Source organism: Joostella sp. (assembly GCF_048266025.1).
In the GTDB taxonomy this organism is placed as follows: Bacteria; Bacteroidota; Bacteroidia; order Flavobacteriales; family Flavobacteriaceae; genus Galbibacter; species Galbibacter atrarenae.
Window position 1 is genome coordinate 92,963 of the sequence record NZ_JBLXAF010000011.1, and the last position, 20,447, is coordinate 113,409.

The following is a 20,447-nucleotide window of genomic DNA, read 5'->3' on the forward strand; positions in this document are numbered from 1 at the left end:
AGAAAATAAGATGTGTTCTCCTCTCTAATTCTAGTACTTTGAGTTTATGGTTTTGTTTGGGTGATCTTTTAGAGAGAAATTTTTAAACTTGATCTTAAGCTTTTAAGCCGGTGTAGCTCAGGGGTAGAGCGTTTCCTTGGTAAGGAAGAGGTCACGAGTTCAAATCTCGTCATTGGCTCTTGTTGCGTTTTAAATTTGAACACTAATATATAACTAAGATTAAAATTATTAAATCATGGCAAAGGAAACTTTTGATCGTTCCAAACCACACTTAAATATAGGTACTATTGGACACGTAGATCACGGTAAAACTACTTTAACGGCTGCTATCACTAAAGTATTGGCAGATGCTGGTCTTTCTGATGCACGTTCATTCGATTCAATCGATAACGCTCCTGAAGAAAAAGAAAGAGGTATTACAATTAACACTTCTCACGTAGAGTACCAAACTGCTAATCGTCACTACGCTCACGTTGACTGTCCTGGTCACGCGGATTACGTAAAGAACATGGTAACAGGTGCTGCGCAAATGGATGGTGCTATCTTAGTAGTTGCTGCTACAGATGGTCCAATGCCACAAACTCGTGAGCACATCCTTTTAGGTCGTCAGGTAGGTATTCCTAGAATCGTTGTTTTCTTGAATAAAGTTGACATGGTTGATGATGAGGAGCTTTTAGAGCTTGTTGATATGGAGGTAAGAGAATTACTTTCTTTCTATGAGTATGATGGTGATAATGGTCCAGTTATTCCTGGTTCTGCACTTGGAGCTTTAAATGGTGAGCAAAAATGGGTTGATTCAGTTATGTCATTAATGGAAGCTGTTGATGAGTGGATTGAATTACCTCAGAGAGATGTTGATAAAGATTTCTTAATGCCTATCGAGGATGTATTTACAATTACTGGACGTGGAACAGTTGCTACAGGACGTATTGAGTCTGGAGTTGCTAAAACGGGAGAAGCTGTAGATATTATCGGAATGGGAGCTGAGAAATTAACTTCTACAGTAACTGGAGTAGAGATGTTCCGTAAGATATTAGATAGAGGTGAAGCTGGAGATAACGTAGGTATCCTTTTAAGAGGTATCGAGAAAACTGATATCAAAAGAGGTATGGTTATCTGTAAGCCAGGTTCTGTTAAGCCACACGCTAAATTTAAAGCTGAGGTTTACGTTCTTAAAAAAGAAGAAGGTGGACGTCACACTCCATTCCATAATAACTACCGTCCACAGTTCTACGTACGTACAACTGACGTAACAGGTACTATTTCTTTACCTGATGGAGTTGAGATGGTTATGCCTGGAGATAACTTAACTATTACTGTTGAGTTGTTGCAGCCAATTGCCTTGAGTAAAGGTTTACGTTTTGCTATCCGTGAAGGAGGTAGAACAGTTGGAGCTGGTCAGGTTACAGAAATTTTAGACTAATTTCATAAGTATACAAGTCTTAAAGGTGTCTGATTTTTTCGAATTAGACGCCTTTAAACTTGAATAAACGGGTATAGTTCAATGGTAGAATGCCGGTCTCCAAAACCGTTGATGGGAGTTCGAATCTCTCTACCCGTGCTAATAAAAGTTTTTAAATGAAAATTAATTTGTTTTGTGAAGGTCTTCCTTTTAAAAGCAGTTAGTTTTCATTTCTGATAAAAATATATAGAGATAAAATGGTGAATTATATAAAAGAATCATTTGAGGAGTTAAGAGCACATGTTACTTGGCCTACATGGGCTGAAGGACAAAACCTAATGGTTGTTGTTGCTGTTTTCTCTATACTTTTTTCATTAGCAATTTGGGGTATTGATTCAGTTTTTGCTAAACTGATCAAGCTTTATTTTGGTGTAATTAATAATTAATATTTAAAGACGAGTATTGCAATGGCAGAAGCGTTGGCAAAACAGTGGTATGTAGTAAGGGCAGTTAGCGGTCAAGAAAATAAAGTTAAAGGCTACATTGAACAGGATATATCTCGTCTTGGGTATTCAGATTATGTGGATGAAGTGCTAGTTCCTTCGGAAAAAGTAGTTCAGGTGCGTAATGGAAAAAAAATAAATAAAGAACGTGTTTATTTTCCTGGATATGTAATGGTGAAAGCCAACTTAGGTGGAGAGATTGTTCACGTTATTAAGTCTATAACTGGAGTTATAGGTTTTCTTGGTGAGGTAAAAGGAGGGGATCCTGTGCCTTTAAGAAAGTCTGAAGTAAATAGAATGTTAGGTAAAGTTGATGAATTATCTGTAACTACAGATAATGTTGCTATTCCTTATGTTTTAGGAGAAACTGTAAAAGTTGTAGATGGGCCTTTTAATGGTTTCAATGGAACTGTTGAGAAGATAAATGAAGAAAAGCGTAAACTTGAGGTGATGGTTAAGATTTTCGGAAGAAAGACACCGTTAGAGTTGAGTTATATGCAAGTTGAAAAAGTATAATTGTTACACATTTATATATAGATTCGCCTTGCTTCCAGCAAATTTGGCGTATCAAATTTTAAAATTGAACAAAAACAATGGCAAAAGAAGTTAGTAAAGTAGTTAAGCTACAAGTTAGGGGAGGTGCTGCGAATCCGTCGCCACCGGTTGGACCCGCTCTAGGTGCTGCCGGTGTTAACATCATGGAGTTCTGTAAGCAGTTTAATGCTCGTACGCAGGACAAACAAGGTAAAGTATTACCAGTTGCGATCACCGTTTATAAAGACAAGTCATTTGACTTTATAATTAAGACACCGCCAGCGGCAGTTCAGCTTATGGAAGCGGCTAAGGTTAAGAAGGGTTCTGGAGAGCCAAACCGTAAAAAGGTGGCTAGTGTTACTTGGGATCAAGTAAAAGCTATCGCAGAAGACAAAATGCAGGATCTTAATGCTTTTACTGTAGAATCAGCGATGAGTATGGTTGCAGGAACAGCAAGATCAATGGGATTAACGGTTTCGGGTGATAAGCCTTTTTAAATCTTAAAAGAATCTAGAAATGGCAAAATTAACAAAAAAGCAAAAAGAAGCAGTTGGGAAAGTAGACAACAGTAAATTATATTCTGTTTTAGAAGCTTCTCAATTAGTAAAAGATATCACTAACGTTAAGTTTGATGCATCTGTAGATTTAGCAGTACGTTTAGGAGTAGATCCGCGTAAAGCTAATCAAATGGTTAGAGGGGTTGTAACACTTCCTCATGGAACTGGAAAAGATGTAAAAGTGTTAGCATTGGTTACTCCAGATAAGGAGGCTGAAGCTAAAGAAGCTGGTGCAGACTTCGTAGGTTTAGATGAATACTTACAAAAGATAAAAGACGGTTGGACTGATGTTGATGTTATCATCACAATGCCAAGCGTAATGGGTAAATTAGGGCCTTTAGGACGTGTTTTAGGACCAAGAGGATTAATGCCTAACCCAAAAACAGGAACAGTTACTATGGATGTTGCTAAAGCTGTTGGTGAAGTAAAAGCTGGTAAGATTGACTTTAAAGTTGATAAAACTGGTATCGTTCACGCTGCAATAGGTAAAGCATCATTCTCAGCAGATAAACTTGCTGATAACGTAAATGAATTATTACAAACATTATCAAAACTTAAGCCAACTGCGGCTAAAGGAACTTACGTAAAGAGTATCTTTATGTCTAGCACAATGAGTCCTAGTGTTCCTGTAGATCCTAAGGCAGTATAATTGGCAGTATAAATTTTTTAATCATGACTAGACAAGAAAAGTTAACGGTAATAGAAGATTTAACTGCGCAGTTAGGTGATAATGGAAATATCTATTTAGCTGATATTTCAGGATTGGATGCTCAGACAACTTCTAACTTACGTAGAGCTTGTTTTAAAGCAAACATCAAACTCGCAGTTGTAAAAAATACATTGCTTGCGAAAGCAATGGAGGCTTCTGATAAAGATTTCGGTGATCTTCCAACAGTACTTAAAGGAAATACTTCTTTAATGTTTTCTGAAACTGGAAATGGTCCTGCAAAATTAATCAAAGACTTCCGTAAAAAATCTGATAAACCTTTATTAAAAGGAGCTTTCATTGAAGAGGCTGTATATTTAGGAGATGAGCAATTAGACACTCTTGTAAGTATCAAGTCTAAAGAAGAAGTTATTGGAGATATCATCGGATTATTACAATCACCTGCTAAGAACGTTATTAGCGGACTTAAAGCAAGTGGTGGTAAATTAGCTGGTATTCTTAAAACTTTATCAGAGAAAGAATCATAAGTAGTACGCACTTAAACAATTATATTTTAAAAATTTATTAAAACGATAGAAAATGGCAGATTTAAAAGATTTTGCAGAACAATTAGTTAACTTAACAGTTAAAGAAGTAAACGAATTAGCTGAGATATTAAAAGAGGAGTACGGTATAGAGCCTGCTGCTGCAGCTGTAGCTGTTGCTGGTGGTGCTGCTGCTGGAGGAGAAGCTGCTGAGGAGCAAACAGAATTTGATGTTATCCTTAAAGCTGCTGGTGCATCTAAGTTAGCTGTTGTAAAATTAGTTAAAGAATTAACTGGTTTAGGACTTAAAGAAGCTAAAGAGATGGTAGACGGAGCTCCTAAAGCAATAAAAGAAGGTGTATCTAAAGATGAGGCTAATGCCCTTAAAGCATCTTTAGAAGAAGCTGGTGCTGAGGTAGAATTAAAATAATTCCACCCTACAGCTCTTAGCTGTAAGATACGGTTTAGGTCCTTCCCGTTTTTCGGGTAGTGACCTAAACCCTTTTTGCGTATATGAATGTATACGTTTTTTTCAATTTTCACTTTAATCAAAATATTGTCCATTGATGTTCACAAATCAGACTGAAAGAATTAATTTCGCCTCTGCAAAGAATACTCCGGCATACCCGGATTTCTTGGACATTCAGATTAAGTCATTCCAGGATTTCTTTCAACTGGAAACAAAATCTGAAGAGAGAGGTAACGAGGGTCTTTATAATACCTTCTTGGAGAATTTCCCCATTACTGATACGCGTAATCAATTTGTACTTGAATTTTTAGACTACTTTATCGATCCTCCACGTTACTCGATTCAAGAGTGTATAGAGAGAGGTTTGACTTATAGTGTGCCTTTAAAGGCTAGACTAAAACTTTATTGTACAGATCCTGAGCACGAAGATTTTGAAACCATAGTACAGGATGTATACTTAGGAGTAATTCCTTACATGACTCCTAGTGGTACCTTTGTTATAAACGGAGCTGAGCGTGTTGTTGTTTCCCAATTACATAGATCTCCAGGTGTATTCTTTGGTCAATCGTTTCACGCAAATGGAACAAAATTGTATTCTGCAAGAGTAATTCCTTTTAAAGGTTCTTGGATAGAATTTGCTACCGATATCAATAGCGTTATGTACGCATATATCGATAGAAAGAAAAAATTACCTGTTACTACACTTTTCCGTGCTATAGGTTTTGAGCGTGATAAGGATATTCTAGAAATATTCGATCTTGCTGAAGAAGTAAAAGTATCTAAAAGCGGATTAAAGAAAGTGTTGGGCAGAAAGTTAGCGGCACGTGTGCTTAAAACTTGGCATGAAGATTTCGTAGATGAAGATACGGGAGAGGTGGTTTCTATCGAAAGAAATGAAATCATTCTAGATAGAGATACGATTCTTGAAAAAGAACACATTGAAGAAATAGTAGATACAGACGTTAAAACTATCTTGTTGCATAAAGAAGATAGCCAGACGGGAGATTATGCTATTATCTACAATACGTTACAAAAAGACCCTACAAACTCAGAAAAAGAGGCTGTAGAACATATATATCGTCAATTGCGTAATGCTGAACCGCCAGATGAAGAGACAGCAAGAGGTATTATTGACAAGTTATTCTTCTCAGATCAACGTTATAACTTAGGTGAAGTTGGTCGTTATAGAATGAATAAGAAGTTAGGCTTGGATATCGCAATGGATAAACAAGTTTTAACTAAAGAAGATATTATTACCATTATAAAATATCTTATCGAGTTAATTAACTCTAAAGCAGAGATTGATGATATCGATCACTTATCTAACCGTCGTGTTAGAACAGTAGGAGAACAATTATCGTCTCAGTTTGGAGTAGGTCTTGCTCGTATGGCAAGAACAATTCGTGAGCGTATGAATGTACGTGATAACGAGGTGTTTACACCAATCGATTTGATTAATGCTAAAACATTATCATCGGTTATTAACTCTTTCTTTGGAACAAATCAGTTATCTCAGTTTATGGATCAAACAAATCCATTAGCAGAGATTACACACAAACGTCGTTTATCAGCATTAGGACCAGGTGGTCTTTCTCGTGAGAGAGCAGGTTTCGAGGTGCGTGATGTTCACTATACTCACTACGGGCGTCTTTGTCCTATTGAAACACCAGAGGGTCCAAACATTGGTTTGATATCTTCATTAAGTGTATTCGCAAAAGTGAACGGAATGGGATTCATCGAAACTCCATACCGTAAAGTGACTGAAGGTAAAGTAGATCTTTCTGAGATTCTTTATTTAAGTGCTGAAGAAGAAGAAGAAAAGAAAATAGCGCAAGCAAATATACCTTTATCTGAAGATGGAAATATCGATACAGATAAAGTAATTGCTCGTATGGAAGGTGACTTCCCAGTAGTAGATCCAGCAGAGATTCACTATACGGATGTTGCTCCAAACCAAATTGCATCGATTTCAGCATCGTTAATTCCATTCTTGGAGCATGATGATGCCAACCGTGCATTGATGGGATCTAACATGATGCGCCAGGCAGTTCCTTTATTAAGACCAGAATCTCCAATTGTAGGTACAGGTTTAGAACGTCAGGTGGCTTCAGACTCTAGAGTATTAATTAATGCTGAAGGAGATGGAGTAATTGATTATGTAGATGCTTCAAAAATTACAATTAAGTACGATAGAACTGAAAATGACAGATTAGTTAGTTTTGATGATGACTTCAAAACATACAACTTAGTTAAGTTCAGAAAAACAAATCAAGGTACTTCTATTAACTTAAAGCCTATCGTAAGAAAAGGTGATAAAGTTTTAAAAGGACAAGTACTTTGTGAAGGATATGCTACGCAACAAGGAGAGCTTGCTTTAGGTAGAAACCTACAAGTAGCATTTATGCCTTGGAAAGGGTATAACTTTGAGGATGCAATTGTAATTTCTGAAAAAGTAGTAAGAGAAGATATCTTTACTTCTATTCATATTGATGAGTACTCTCTTGAAGTAAGAGATACTAAATTAGGAGCTGAAGAATTAACAAACGATATTCCTAACGTTTCTGAAGAGGCTACAAAAGACCTTGATGAAAACGGAATGATTCGTATTGGTGCAGAGGTAAAACCTGGTGATATTTTAATTGGTAAGATTACTCCAAAAGGAGAGTCTGATCCTACACCAGAAGAAAAATTACTTCGTGCAATCTTTGGTGATAAAGCTGGAGATGTAAAAGATGCATCTTTAAAAGCTTCTCCTTCATTAAATGGAGTTGTAATAGATAAGAAATTGTTCTCTAGAGCTATTAAAGATAAGCGCAAAAGAGCAAAAGATAAAGAAGACATCGCTAAGTTAGAGTTAGAATTTGAAACAAAATTCACTGGACTTAAAGATGTATTGGTAGAAAAGTTATTCTCCATCGTAAATGGAAAAACTTCTCAAGGTGTATTTAATGATTTAGGTGAAGAAGTATTCCCTAAAGGAAAGAAATATACTCAAAAGATGTTGAATGCAGTAGATGATTTCGCTCACTTAGTAAGTGGAACATGGACTACAGATGATGAGACGAATGCTTTAATCAATGATCTTCTTCATAACTATAAAATTAAGCTAAACGACCTTCAAGGTGCGTTACGTAGAGATAAGTTTACAATTTCTGTTGGAGATGAATTGCCAGCTGGAATCATGAAACTTGCCAAAGTGTATATCGCTAAGAAACGTAAGCTTAAAGTAGGAGATAAGATGGCGGGTCGTCACGGTAATAAAGGTATTGTTGCCAGAATTACTAGACAAGAAGATATGCCATTCTTAGAAGATGGAACACCAGTAGATATCGTATTAAATCCACTAGGGGTACCTTCTCGTATGAACATTGGTCAGATTTATGAAACCGTATTAGGTTGGGCAGGTAAAAACTTAGGTAAAAAGTATGCTACTCCAATTTTTGATGGTGCTTCATTAGAGCAAATCAATGAGCTTACAGACGAGGCAGGAATTCCAAGATTCGGACATACATATTTATATGATGGTGGTACTGGAGAACGTTTCGATCAAGCAGCTACTGTAGGTGTGATTTACATGCTTAAGTTAGGTCACATGGTAGATGACAAGATGCACGCACGTTCAATAGGACCATACTCATTAATTACACAACAACCATTAGGTGGTAAAGCACAATTTGGAGGTCAGCGTTTTGGTGAGATGGAAGTTTGGGCACTTGAAGCATATGGTGCATCAAGTACACTTAGAGAAATATTGACAGTTAAATCTGATGATGTTATTGGTAGAGCTAAAACTTACGAGTCTATCGTTAAGGGAGAGATGATGCCAGAACCAGGATTACCAGAATCATTCAATGTATTAATGCATGAATTGAAAGGTCTTGGATTAGATATCAGATTAGAGGAATAATAATTTTAATAGAGGCGCTTAGTATCCCTAAGTGCCTCCATTAAAAAGGTAATAAAAATCACACTTAATTCATTATCACCATATATTATGGCAAGAAATAAAGATAAGAATACAGTACAGAGCTTTAGCAAAATCTCTATCGGTTTAGCATCTCCAGAGGCTATTTTAGGAGAGTCTAGAGGAGAAGTGCTTAAGCCTGAAACTATTAATTACCGTACACATAAGCCTGAACGTGACGGTCTTTTCTGTGAGCGTATCTTCGGTCCAGTAAAGGATTACGAATGTGCTTGTGGTAAATATAAGAGAATACGTTATAAAGGTATTGTTTGTGACCGATGTGGTGTTGAAGTTACTGAGAAAAAAGTACGTAGAGACAGAGTTGGGCACATTAACCTAGTTGTACCAGTTGCACATATCTGGTACTTCCGTTCTTTACCAAATAAAATAGGTTACCTTCTTGGATTACCATCTAAGAAGTTGGATATGATTATCTATTACGAGCGTTATGTTGTTATCCAACCAGGAGATGCAAAAAATGCTGATGGAGAACCTGTTCAAAAAATGGATTTCTTAACGGAAGAAGAGTACTTGAATATTCTTGAATCTCTTCCACAAGAAAACCTATACTTAGAAGATTCAGACCCAAATAAGTTCATCGCTAAGATGGGAGCTGACTGTCTTATTGAGCTATTGTCTAGAATAGAGCTTAACGAACTTTCTTACGAGCTAAGACACAAAGCAAATACAGAAACTTCTAAGCAACGTAAAACGGAAGCACTTAAGCGTCTTCAAGTTGTTGAGGCATTACGTGAATCTCAAAAGAATAGAGAGAATAATCCTGAGTGGATGATTATGAAAGTAATTCCGGTTATTCCACCAGAATTACGTCCATTAGTTCCACTTGATGGAGGTCGTTTTGCTACTTCAGATTTAAATGATCTTTACCGTAGAGTAATTATCAGAAACAATCGTTTAAAACGATTGATGGAGATTAAAGCACCAGAGGTAATCTTACGTAATGAGAAGCGTATGCTTCAAGAATCTGTAGATTCATTATTTGATAATACGCGTAAGTCTTCTGCTGTTAAAACAGAATCTAATAGACCATTAAAATCGCTTTCAGATTCATTAAAAGGAAAACAAGGACGTTTCCGTCAAAACCTTTTAGGTAAACGTGTAGATTATTCAGCACGTTCGGTAATTGTTGTTGGACCTGAAATGAAATTGTTCGAATGTGGTCTTCCTAAAAATATGGCAGCGGAGCTTTACAAGCCTTTCGTTATTAGAAAACTAATAGAAAGAGGAATTGTAAAAACTGTAAAATCTGCTAAAAAGATTATAGATAAGAGAGAGCCTGTAGTTTGGGATATTCTTGAGAATGTTCTTAAAGGACATCCAGTACTACTTAACCGTGCTCCTACGCTTCACCGTTTGGGTATCCAAGCGTTCCAGCCTAAGTTGATAGAAGGTAAAGCGATCCAGTTACACCCATTAGTATGTACGGCATTCAACGCCGATTTCGATGGTGACCAGATGGCGGTACATTTACCACTAGGACCAGAAGCTATATTAGAAGCACAAATGTTAATGTTGGCTTCTCATAACATATTGAACCCTGCAAATGGTTCTCCGGTTACAGTACCTTCTCAGGATATGGTCTTGGGTCTGTATTATATGACCAAAGCAAGAAGATCTACGCCAGATCATCCAATAAAAGGTGAAGGTCTTACTTTCTATTCTGCTGATGAAGTAACAATTGCTTTTAATGAGAAGAAAGTAGACTTGAACGCGATGGTTAAAGTTCGTGCGAAAGATTTTAATGAAGAAGGAGAATTAGTGTACCAAATCATTGAAACTACAGTTGGTAGAATATTATTCAACGAAGTAGTTCCAGAGAAAGCAGGTTACATTAACGAAGTACTTACTAAAAAGTCACTTAGAGACATTATTGGAGATATCCTTAAAGCAACAGATGTTCCTACCACTGCCGATTTCTTAGATAAGATTAAGAGCATGGGGTATAACTTCGCCTTTAAAGGAGGATTATCATTCAGTTTAGGAGATATTATTATTCCTGAAGAGAAACAACCAATGATTGCTGAAGCTAATGTTCAAGTAGATGGAATTATGACCAACTATAATATGGGTCTTATTACCAACAACGAGCGTTACAACCAGGTGATTGACGTTTGGACTTCTGCAAATGCTATGTTGACAGAACTTGCAATGAAGCGTATTCGTGAAGATAACCAAGGATTTAACTCGGTATTCATGATGCTTGATTCTGGAGCAAGGGGATCTAAAGAACAGATTCGTCAGCTTACAGGTATGCGTGGATTAATGGCGAAACCTAAGAAATCTACTGCTGGTGGTGGGGAGATTATTGAGAATCCAATTCTTTCTAACTTTAAGGAAGGTCTTTCGATTCTTGAGTACTTTATCTCTACTCACGGTGCACGTAAAGGACTTGCGGATACGGCATTAAAAACTGCGGATGCAGGATACTTAACACGTCGTTTAGTAGACGTTTCTCAAGATGTTATTGTAAACACTGAGGATTGTGGTACTTTACGTGGTGTAGAAGTTGAAGCATTGAAGAAAAATGATGAGATAGTAGAATCTTTAGGAGAAAGAATCCTTGGTCGTGTTTCTTTACACGATGTATACGATCCATTAACAGAAGAGTTATTGGTGAGTGCAGGAGAAGAAGTTTCTGAAGCTATTGTTAAGAAAATTAAAGCGTCTCCAATTGAGAAAATGGAAGTACGTTCGCCACTTACCTGTGAAGCAAAAAGAGGTATTTGTTCGAAATGTTACGGACGTAATCTAGCTACCGGTAAAATGGTTCAGCGAGGAGAAGCAGTTGGTGTTGTTGCAGCACAATCTATTGGGGAGCCAGGTACACAGCTTACGCTACGTACTTTCCACGTAGGGGGTATTGCAGGAAACATTTCAGAAGAAAATAAAATCATCACTAAATTTAAGAGTAGACTTGAGATCGAAGATCTTAAAACTGTTAAAGGAACCGATGCTGAAGGAAATAAAGTTGATATCGTAATCTCTAGAACAGCAGAGGTTAAGTTTATTGACGAAAAAACAGGTATTACACTTGCAACAAGTAACGTTCCTTACGGATCGCAGATTTTTGTAAAAGAAGGTCAGATTTCAGAAAAAGGAGATGTAATTTGTCAGTGGGATCCTTATAACGCAGTAATTGTTTCTGAATTCTCAGGAAAAATTGCTTACGAAAATATTGATCAAGGTGTAACTTACCAAGTTGAAATCGATGAGCAGACTGGATTCCAAGAGAAAGTAATTTCTGAATCTAGAAACAAGAAATTGATTCCAACGTTATTGATTAAAGACGGAAAAGGAGAAACGTTACGTTCTTACAACCTACCTGTAGGTGCTCATATTATGGTAGATAATAATGAGAAGATAGCAGAAGGTAAAGTACTTGTTAAGATTCCTAGAAGATCTTCTAAAGCAGGGGATATTACAGGGGGTCTACCAAGAGTTACCGAGCTTTTCGAAGCACGTAATCCTTCTAATCCAGCTGTAGTATCAGAAATTGATGGAGTTGTTTCTTTTGGTAAAATCAAAAGAGGTAATCGTGAGATTATTGTAGAGTCTAAGTTAGGAGACATTAAGAAGTATTTGGTAAAACTATCAAATCAGATTCTTGTTCAAGAGAACGATTACGTTCGTGCAGGAATGCCTCTTTCTGATGGTTCTATTACTCCAGAAGATATCTTAAGAATTAAAGGCCCATCTGCGGTACAGCAGTACTTAGTAAACGAAGTACAAGAGGTATACCGTTTACAAGGGGTGAAAATTAACGATAAGCACTTTGAGGTAGTAGTACGTCAGATGATGCGTAAAGTTAATATCAAAGATTCTGGTGATACTACGTTCTTAGAGCAACAATTAGTTCACAAATCTGATTTTATCCAAGAAAACGATAGAATCTTTGGAATGAAAGTTATCGAAGATGCTGGTGAGTCTACAACTTTAAAAGCAGGTCAGATTATCACTCCTCGTGAATTGAGAGATGAGAATTCGATCCTTAAAAGAGCAGATAAGCAATTAGTAGAAGCTAGAGACGCAGTTCCTGCGGTTGCTACGCCGATACTTCAAGGTATTACAAGAGCGTCATTACAAACGAAATCGTTTATCTCGGCTGCATCGTTCCAGGAAACTACAAAAGTACTGAACGAAGCTGCAGTAAGCGGTAAAGTTGATAATCTTGAAGGATTAAAAGAGAATGTTATTGTTGGACACAGAATCCCAGCTGGTACCGGAATGAGAGATTACGATAATATTATCGTAGGATCTAAAGATGAGTACAATGAGATTATGGCTAGTAAACAACAGCACGTTAACTTTTAAACGTACCTAAATTTATATTTAAAACCCCAAAGGATTATTTCCTTTGGGGTTTTCTTTTTTTAAATAGTATTTTTACAAGAGCTTTTAATATAAACAGATATAGCAATCGAGCTTCTCGTTTTAAATATTTTCAGCTTTTCAACTTTAAAATTAAAATAATGAGTGATCAAAACGAACAAAAAAAGAATCAGATTAATATAGAAATAGATGATGCTACAGCAGAAGGGACTTATGCGAACCTTGCGGTTATCAATCATTCCGTTTCTGAGTTTGTAGTAGACTTTGTAAGTATTATGCCTGGAAGACCTAAGGCAAAAGTAAAAAGTAGAATTATCTTAACTCCTCAGCATGCCAAACGTTTCTTGAAAGCACTTGGAGATAACGTACAACGTTTCGAACAAGCTAATGGAGAAATTAAAGATTATGAACAACCACCTATGCCGTTAAATTTTGGCCCAACTGGGGAGGCTTAGTCGTTAACTAGTAATAAATACAATAATTTATTGAAGGTTTCAACTTTTTTTAAAGTTGAAACCTTTTTTGTTAGAACTCTAATGTAGGTTATTTCTTTCTTTTTAATTTACTCTAAATTTTGTTAAGACTTTTCATATCCATTATATCAAATTATCGGATGTCTTTCAGAGTATATTTCCTCTCTCAAAAATCAGTTTTATCTTATTAATTTTTTGCATAGAATGCATGGATATGATAAATATCATATTAAAATGAATATTAATTGATGAGTTTTGTGAAATATTTCTATATGCACATTATCTAATCTATTCTTATCAATTCTAGGTTGTTATAGTTTGAGTTTTTAGAATGTTTTCACAAACTAGCTTTCGTATTCAGATTGAAATATGATACTCCAAATAATGGAATTGACGTTTATATCAATGTTCGTATTTAGCATTAATTTAAATTGTTAAGTCGATATATGAGGATATCTTGAGCAAGATGAAATTTTAAGGTATTAAATAATTGTTGTTTTAGTAAGCAACCAAACTAACTTAAAAATTATGAAATTTAAATTCTATTTTTTAACATTTATCTTTTTTTCATCATACGTTTTAATAGGTAGTAATTCTGAAACTTATGCGAACAAGAAAAGTGATAAAAATTATAGCGATTTTATAATTGATGTAACAACGGAGCCTGAAACTTGTAATGGAAACGGAGCTGCCATTGTAACTATTACTAATACAGTAGCAGGTGCAAGTTTTCTTTTTACTTATTATAAGCTTCCAGATACAAGTAATAGTGTAGGTTTTTCTTCTATAGAAAGTGTAGGGGAAACTGTAACAGATAAATATGATGAAGGCTTAACTAGTGGAAGCTATAAAGTAGTTATTACAGAGACAATTGAAGGAGAGTCTCCAGTTACCAAAGAGGAGAATTTTGATATTAATGATGAAAAGAGTGACTTAGATTACGCTATGGATACTGAGGCTGATTTGGATAATTGTGGTCTTGGGAAAATAGTAGTCTCAACAATTTCAGGTACCCCAAACTCATATACACTTTTAGACCCAGATACAGGAGCCATTTTAGCAGGTCCTCAAATAAGCAATGAGTTTAAAGATCTTGAAGATGGGACTTATAGGGTGTCCGTAAAAGATGTCTGTGGAAATGTTTTAAATAAAGATTATGATTTTTCAAACCCATATAAATATACAAGTGTAGACCTAGAAATCAACGCTAAAGAAAATGTAACTAGTTGTCAAGATTTAGGATTAAATGTCTCTTCTTATTTTTATGTAGTGGCAAATAGTTGGCCATATGAAGTAGTCTATACAATTACACCTCCAACAGACTCTGGAGTTGCATCATACACCATAGAAAAAACATATGGAAGTGAGGATTTGCAGCTAACCGGAAATCGAAAGTATTTTCCTGACTTAGAAATAGCTTCTTTAGGTTCTGGTACATATAATATAGAAGTAGACGTAAAAGATGCATGTGGAAATAACAGAATAAAGAGTGGTAGTTTTAATTATTCTGAAAGAGGGGCATACCTAATACCTGGCTCTAGTTCTTGTGGTTCTCCTTATTTATATTTAAGATATCAAGTTAATAATTCGAGTGTATTGTATCCCGAAACTTTTGAATTCACATCATATCCTGATAATTTTAAACCTTGGGAGTTTTCAGATGCTTTTTCAGAAGACTCTTATAGTGTAGTTATAGATGAAAATACTCCTGCATTTGTATCAGGGAGCAATAGTATTATATATATAGGAGATGATAAGCATAGTGTGCCTGACGGAGTTTATACTTATACTATTTTAAATACTTGTGGGAGCATATACAATGGGTCAATAACTGTCCAAAACAACCACACTCTTGAGTATGATTTGATTAATGCTGATGGTTATTGTACTGGAGAGTATATTACAATAGAACGAGATAATAGCATAAAGTATCCTATAGTCATGGAGGTTGTGAGTGCTCCGTTAGGATTTGAACCTTGGTTATATAATGATTTTATAGAAGAAGGGGAAACCAATACTAGGCCTTTGACTCGCCAAGACATACCTAATAATTATAGGGGCTTGACTTTAGGATCAAAAGATAATCCAGTTCCAGATGGCGAATATAAAATAAGAATTACAGATGCATGTGATATTTCAGTTGATCAAACTATAGAGACTGTTACTTCCAATATTGAATATGAATTTATAGAAAGGGGATATTCTGATTATTCATGTTCTAAAGACTATGGTGCATTTAATCTACAATTAGTAAGTACGACTAATTCTAATGTTAAACAAAATTTTGCATCAGCAAATATCACTGATGCTCCAGAAAGCTTTACAGAACCACTTCCATACAATATTCCTATTGATGATAATGGTTATGTATTTATGACTAATTTGCCGCCTGGGGAATATGAGGTTAGTGCTGAGGATGTTTGTGGGAAAAGTTATGTAACAACTACAGATGTTGTTGGCTCTATTTATAAGTACTATAAAAAAATATCTCAGAATTGTGGAAGCTTTGATATAGAATCGGTTTTAACAGTTAATAAAAGTACTGCGAATTCTGTCTTATATCTTCAAGTGTATAATGAAGATCTCGAAGGATGGGCATCTCCTAATAATATTGATCAAATTCATAATGATCTAGATGCTCAACTTCAAAATTATTCACAAATACTATTATTTTACAATAGTGGCAGTGGCGAAGAGATAACTTCTTATACTTCAGATAAAAAAGTCACAACCTATGGTAAGTTTAGAATTGTTTATCGTAGGATAAATTCAATTGCTTATAATAAAGGTTCGTATTGTTATGAAGTTATAGATGAGTTTGAAGTAGATAAACCGCAGCTTAATAATACTTACGTTTTTCAATGTCAGAACGGAGAAGTTAATGTTGTTTTAGATGCGCAAGGTGCTCCACCAATGAACTATAAGATAATTAGTCCAATAACCAAGGATAATGGTGAGAATCCTGTTTTTACAGGCTTACTACCTCAATCTTACGTGGTGCAAATAACTGATGACTGTGATAATAGTTCTGAGGTTACCATAGATGCAGGAAATGGAATTTTGCCAAAAATTTATGCTCAAAATATGTGTGACGGTGAGGATGGTGCGTTGATAATCCCAGGATTAGATTTCTTCGATATAGAGTGGAGGAAACAAGGGAGTAATACTGTTTTAGATGTCGATCCATCCGAATCGAATGTGTTAAGATTTGAACCTTATGATAAAAGTACCGATTTAGGAATTTATACAGCTACAATTGTAGGAAGTAGTGAAGACTGTATAGACGAAGTTCTAAGTTTTGAATTGAAAGATAATAGCGATTTGGACCCGAGCGCAGGAGATGATGGCTCTTACATAGTAGACTACCCATCATTAACAAGTATAGATCTATCAAATTATTTAGCAGGAGATTATGATACTTTTGGGACATGGGAAGAACTAACATCTAATGGGTTGTTATATGGTAGTATATGGGATGCGACAAGTGCAAATTCAGGCACCTATAAGTTTAAGTATTATGTTGAAGGGACATGCAGTGGTAGTGATGAAGCGATTATTACCATAAACTATGTTCCGAAAATAGAAGCTGTTAATGATGATACAGAAGGATGTCCTAATGTAGAGCAATTAGGAGTTTTAAATGTACTAAATAATGATACATTAGCAGGCGAAGAAGTAAAAGAGGCTGATGTTACAGTTTCTACAATAGTTGTAGACCCAACAAATACAGTCACTCTTAATGAAGACGGTACTGTAGACGTGAAGTCAGCAAACGCTGGAATCTATACATTAACTTATGAAATTTGTGATTTAAATTACCCTAGTAATTGTAAAACTGCAATTGTAACAGTTAATTTAGAGGATGACATTCCACCAAGTTTTACAGCTCCCGTTGATATAACTTTAGAGTGTGGAATAGATGTTACAGATTTAAGTATAACAGGAGACGTAGAAGATGAGTTGGATAATTGTAGTTTAGTATTAGAAGCTACCTATACAGATGTAGTAAAAGCAGGAAATTGTAGATCTAATCAAACAATCACAAGAACTTGGACATTAAAGGATGGTAATGGGAATAGTGTTGCTCATAATCAAACAATTACGTTGGAAGATACTACAGCGCCAGATTTCACGGTTCCTGAAGATATAACTTTAGAATGTGGAACAGATATTACAGATTTAATTATTACAGGAGATGTAGCAGATGAGTCGGATAATTGTAGTTCAGTATTAGAAGCGACCTATATAGATGTAGTAAAAGCAGGAAATTGTGGACTTAATCAAACAATCACAAGAACTTGGACATTGGAAGACGATTGCGGGAATACTGTTACTCATGATCAAACAATTACGTTGAAAGACACAACGGCTCCTAATTTTGTCGAAACACTACCAGCAGATGTAACTGTTAATTGTGATGCAATTCCAACGGCGGAAATGCTGACCGCTACGGATAACTGCGGAACAGCCACCGTAACTTTTACGGAAACAGAAACTGCAGGAGATTGTCCTAATAGTTATAGTTTATTAAGAGAATGGACAGCTACCGATGAATGTGGATTAACTACTGTTCATACACAAACAATAACGGTAGAAGACACAACGGCTCCTACTTTTGTAGAAACACTACCAGCAGATGTAACTGTTAATTGTGATGCTATTCCGACTGCGGAAATGCTAACCGCTACGGATAACTGCGGAACAGCAACTGTAACTTTTACGGAAACAGAAACTGCAGGAGATTGTTCTAATAGTTATAGCTTATTAAGAGAATGGACAGCTACTGATGAATGTGGATTAACAACAATTCATACACAGACAATAACGGTAGAAGATACAACTACACCTACTTTTGTAGAAGTATTACCAGCAGATATAACTGTTAATTGTGATGCTATTCCAACGGCAGAAACACTAACTGCTACGGATAACTGCGGGACAGCCACCGTAACTTTTACGGAAACTGAAGCTGCAGGAGATTGTCCTAATAGTTATAGCTTATTAAGAGAATGGATAGCGACAGATGAATGTGGATTAACAACAGTTCACGAGCAAATAATAACAGTAGAAGATACAACGGCTCCTACTTTTGTAGAAACATTACCAGCAGATGTAACTGTTAATTGTGATGCTATTCCAACGGCAGAAATGCTAACCGCTACGGATAACTGCGGGACAGCCACCGTAACTTTTACGGAAACTGAAGCTGCAGGAGATTGTCCTAATAGTTATAGTTTATTAAGAAAATGGACAGCTACCGATGAATGTGGATTAACAACAGTTCACACACAAACAATAACGGTAGAAGACACTACGGCTCCTACTTTTGTAGAAACACTACCAGCAGATGTAACTGTTAATTGTGATGCAATTCCAACGGCAAAAATGCTAACCGCTACGGATAACTGCGGGACAGCTACCGTAACTTTTATGGAAACAGAAACTGCAGGAGATTGCCCTAATAGTTATAGTTTATTAAGAGAATGGACAGCTACTGATGAATGTGGATTAACTACTGTTCATACACAAACAATAACGGTAGAAGACACAACGGCTCCTACCTTTGTCGAAACACTACCAGCAGATGTAACTGTTAATTGTGATGCTATTCCAACGGCAGAAATGTTAACCGCTACGGATAACTGCGGTATAGCTACCGTAACTTTTACGGAAACAGAAACTGCAGGAGATTGTCCTAATAGTTATAGCTTATTAAGAGAATGGATAGCTACTGATGAATGTGGATTAACAACAGTTCATACACAGACAATAACAGTAGAAGACACTACGGCACCATTCTTTACAAGTACATTGCCAACAGATATGGTCACGGATTCAAATAATATTCCTGAAATCCCAGAAGTGCTTGCTGCAGATAATTGTGGGGAAGCAAAAGTGTCTTTTGAAGAGATTACAACAGAAGGAGACTGTATAGGTAGCTTTATTTTGACTAGAAAATGGACAGCTACAGATGATTGTGGAAACACAACTATGCATAGTCAACAGATTGAAGTAAAGGATATAGAGGCTCCAGTTATTACATCATGCCCTTCTGATATAATAATAGATGACTGTGACATTAATTCAATTCCAGAAGGCGACGTATCGTTTATAGATGCGATTGATAATGAGACACCTAAAGAAGACTTAATCATTACCTATGAAGATATTGATAATGGAGGTGCTGGTTCAGTAGAGGACCCATACATTGTAATAAGAACGTATACTGTTATAGATCAATGCAGGAACAGTTCATCTTGTACACATCAAATAATTTGTAGTAAAGATCAAGTATCTCCACCACCCCCACCACTCACAGAAACTGATATTGCAATATATAAGTCAGTTAATAAGCAATATGTTGTGTTAAATGAAGAGATAGAGTTTACTATAACGGTAAAGAATTTAGGAACAATCGAGGCTACAAATATTGAGGTTAGTGATAGATTGCCTGATGGATATCGTTTTATTGGGGCAACTTCAGATGTTGGAAGTAATTATAATGAAATTACAGGAGCATTTAGTGTTGTTAGTTTGGCTCCTAGTGAGAGTGTAACACTTATAATGCGTGTTTCAGTACTTAGTATAACAGATTATATTAATGTTGCGCGTTTAGAGTCTTTAGATCAAGAAGATTTTAACGACACTAATAATGAGGCCAGTGCTGGTACTGATATAGTTTTGTCAGAATGTTTTGAAATTTTCAATGAATTTACGCCTAATGGAGATGGTAAGAATGACTACTTCACAGTTCGTTGTATCGAAAACTACCCTGGAAATACGGTAAATATTTTTGATCGTAGTGGATCGAAAGTATATAGTGCCAAGGATTACCAAAACAACTGGGATGGAACCTCAGAGGGTCGTGCTACCATTAGCAAAGGTGCTAAACTTCCAACAGGGACGTATTATTATGTCATAGACTTAAATAATGGAAGTAAAGCACATGTCGGTTGGTTGTATATCAACTAAAAAGAAGGTATTTAATTTTAGAATATTATAGC

Annotated in this window: 11 protein-coding genes and 2 tRNA genes; all 13 read left to right on the forward strand. The window is 36.0% G+C overall.

Annotated features, from left to right (window positions below):
* The first annotated feature begins 106 nt into the window (after window positions 1–106).
* The 13 genes from ACN0TY_RS15770 to ACN0TY_RS15830 all read left to right on the forward strand — a co-directional run bounded on the left by ACN0TY_RS15770 (window position 107) and on the right by ACN0TY_RS15830 (window position 20,415).
* Window positions 107–178 (forward strand) — tRNA-Thr (locus tag ACN0TY_RS15770).
* 57 nt (window positions 179–235) lie between these two features.
* A complete protein-coding gene (gene tuf / locus ACN0TY_RS15775; protein ID WP_236960036.1) occupies window positions 236–1,423 on the forward strand; it encodes an elongation factor Tu in 1,188 nt (395 codons plus the stop codon).
* 67 nt (window positions 1,424–1,490) lie between these two features.
* Window positions 1,491–1,561, forward strand: a tRNA-Trp gene (locus ACN0TY_RS15780).
* A 98-nt stretch (window positions 1,562–1,659) separates the two neighbouring features.
* On the forward strand, window positions 1,660–1,848 hold the full coding sequence (secE, locus tag ACN0TY_RS15785; RefSeq protein ID WP_236960035.1) for a preprotein translocase subunit SecE: 189 nt from the start codon (window positions 1,660–1,662) through the stop codon (window positions 1,846–1,848).
* Between the two features lie 21 nt (window positions 1,849–1,869).
* Window positions 1,870–2,421, forward strand: coding sequence for a transcription termination/antitermination protein NusG (gene nusG, locus ACN0TY_RS15790; RefSeq protein WP_236960034.1), 552 nt, complete (start codon window positions 1,870–1,872; stop codon window positions 2,419–2,421).
* A 77-nt stretch (window positions 2,422–2,498) separates the two neighbouring features.
* Window positions 2,499–2,936 (forward strand): 50S ribosomal protein L11, encoded by a 438-nt coding sequence (rplK, locus tag ACN0TY_RS15795; protein WP_236960033.1) that lies wholly within the window; start codon window positions 2,499–2,501, stop codon window positions 2,934–2,936.
* Between the two features lie 19 nt (window positions 2,937–2,955).
* Window positions 2,956–3,645 (forward strand): 50S ribosomal protein L1, encoded by a 690-nt coding sequence (gene rplA, locus ACN0TY_RS15800; RefSeq protein ID WP_236960032.1) that lies wholly within the window; start codon window positions 2,956–2,958, stop codon window positions 3,643–3,645.
* Between the two features lie 23 nt (window positions 3,646–3,668).
* A complete protein-coding gene (gene rplJ, locus ACN0TY_RS15805) occupies window positions 3,669–4,190 on the forward strand; it encodes a 50S ribosomal protein L10 (RefSeq protein ID WP_236960031.1) in 522 nt (173 codons plus the stop codon).
* Between the two features lie 52 nt (window positions 4,191–4,242).
* On the forward strand, window positions 4,243–4,617 hold the full coding sequence (gene rplL, locus ACN0TY_RS15810) for a 50S ribosomal protein L7/L12 (RefSeq protein ID WP_236960030.1): 375 nt from the start codon (window positions 4,243–4,245) through the stop codon (window positions 4,615–4,617).
* 136 nt (window positions 4,618–4,753) lie between these two features.
* Entirely contained in the window at window positions 4,754–8,563 is a 3,810-nt protein-coding gene (gene rpoB, locus ACN0TY_RS15815; protein WP_236960029.1) for a DNA-directed RNA polymerase subunit beta, read from the forward strand.
* 87 nt (window positions 8,564–8,650) lie between these two features.
* The gene (gene rpoC, locus ACN0TY_RS15820; RefSeq protein WP_236960028.1) at window positions 8,651–12,952 is read left to right on the forward strand and encodes a DNA-directed RNA polymerase subunit beta'; all 4,302 of its coding nucleotides are present in this window, start codon (window positions 8,651–8,653) and stop codon (window positions 12,950–12,952) included.
* 158 nt (window positions 12,953–13,110) lie between these two features.
* Window positions 13,111–13,425 (forward strand): DUF3467 domain-containing protein, encoded by a 315-nt coding sequence (locus tag ACN0TY_RS15825; RefSeq protein WP_236960027.1) that lies wholly within the window; start codon window positions 13,111–13,113, stop codon window positions 13,423–13,425.
* 546 nt (window positions 13,426–13,971) lie between these two features.
* On the forward strand, window positions 13,972–20,415 hold the full coding sequence (locus ACN0TY_RS15830; RefSeq protein WP_417445228.1) for a gliding motility-associated C-terminal domain-containing protein: 6,444 nt from the start codon (window positions 13,972–13,974) through the stop codon (window positions 20,413–20,415).
* Window positions 20,416–20,447: the final 32 nt, after the last annotated feature.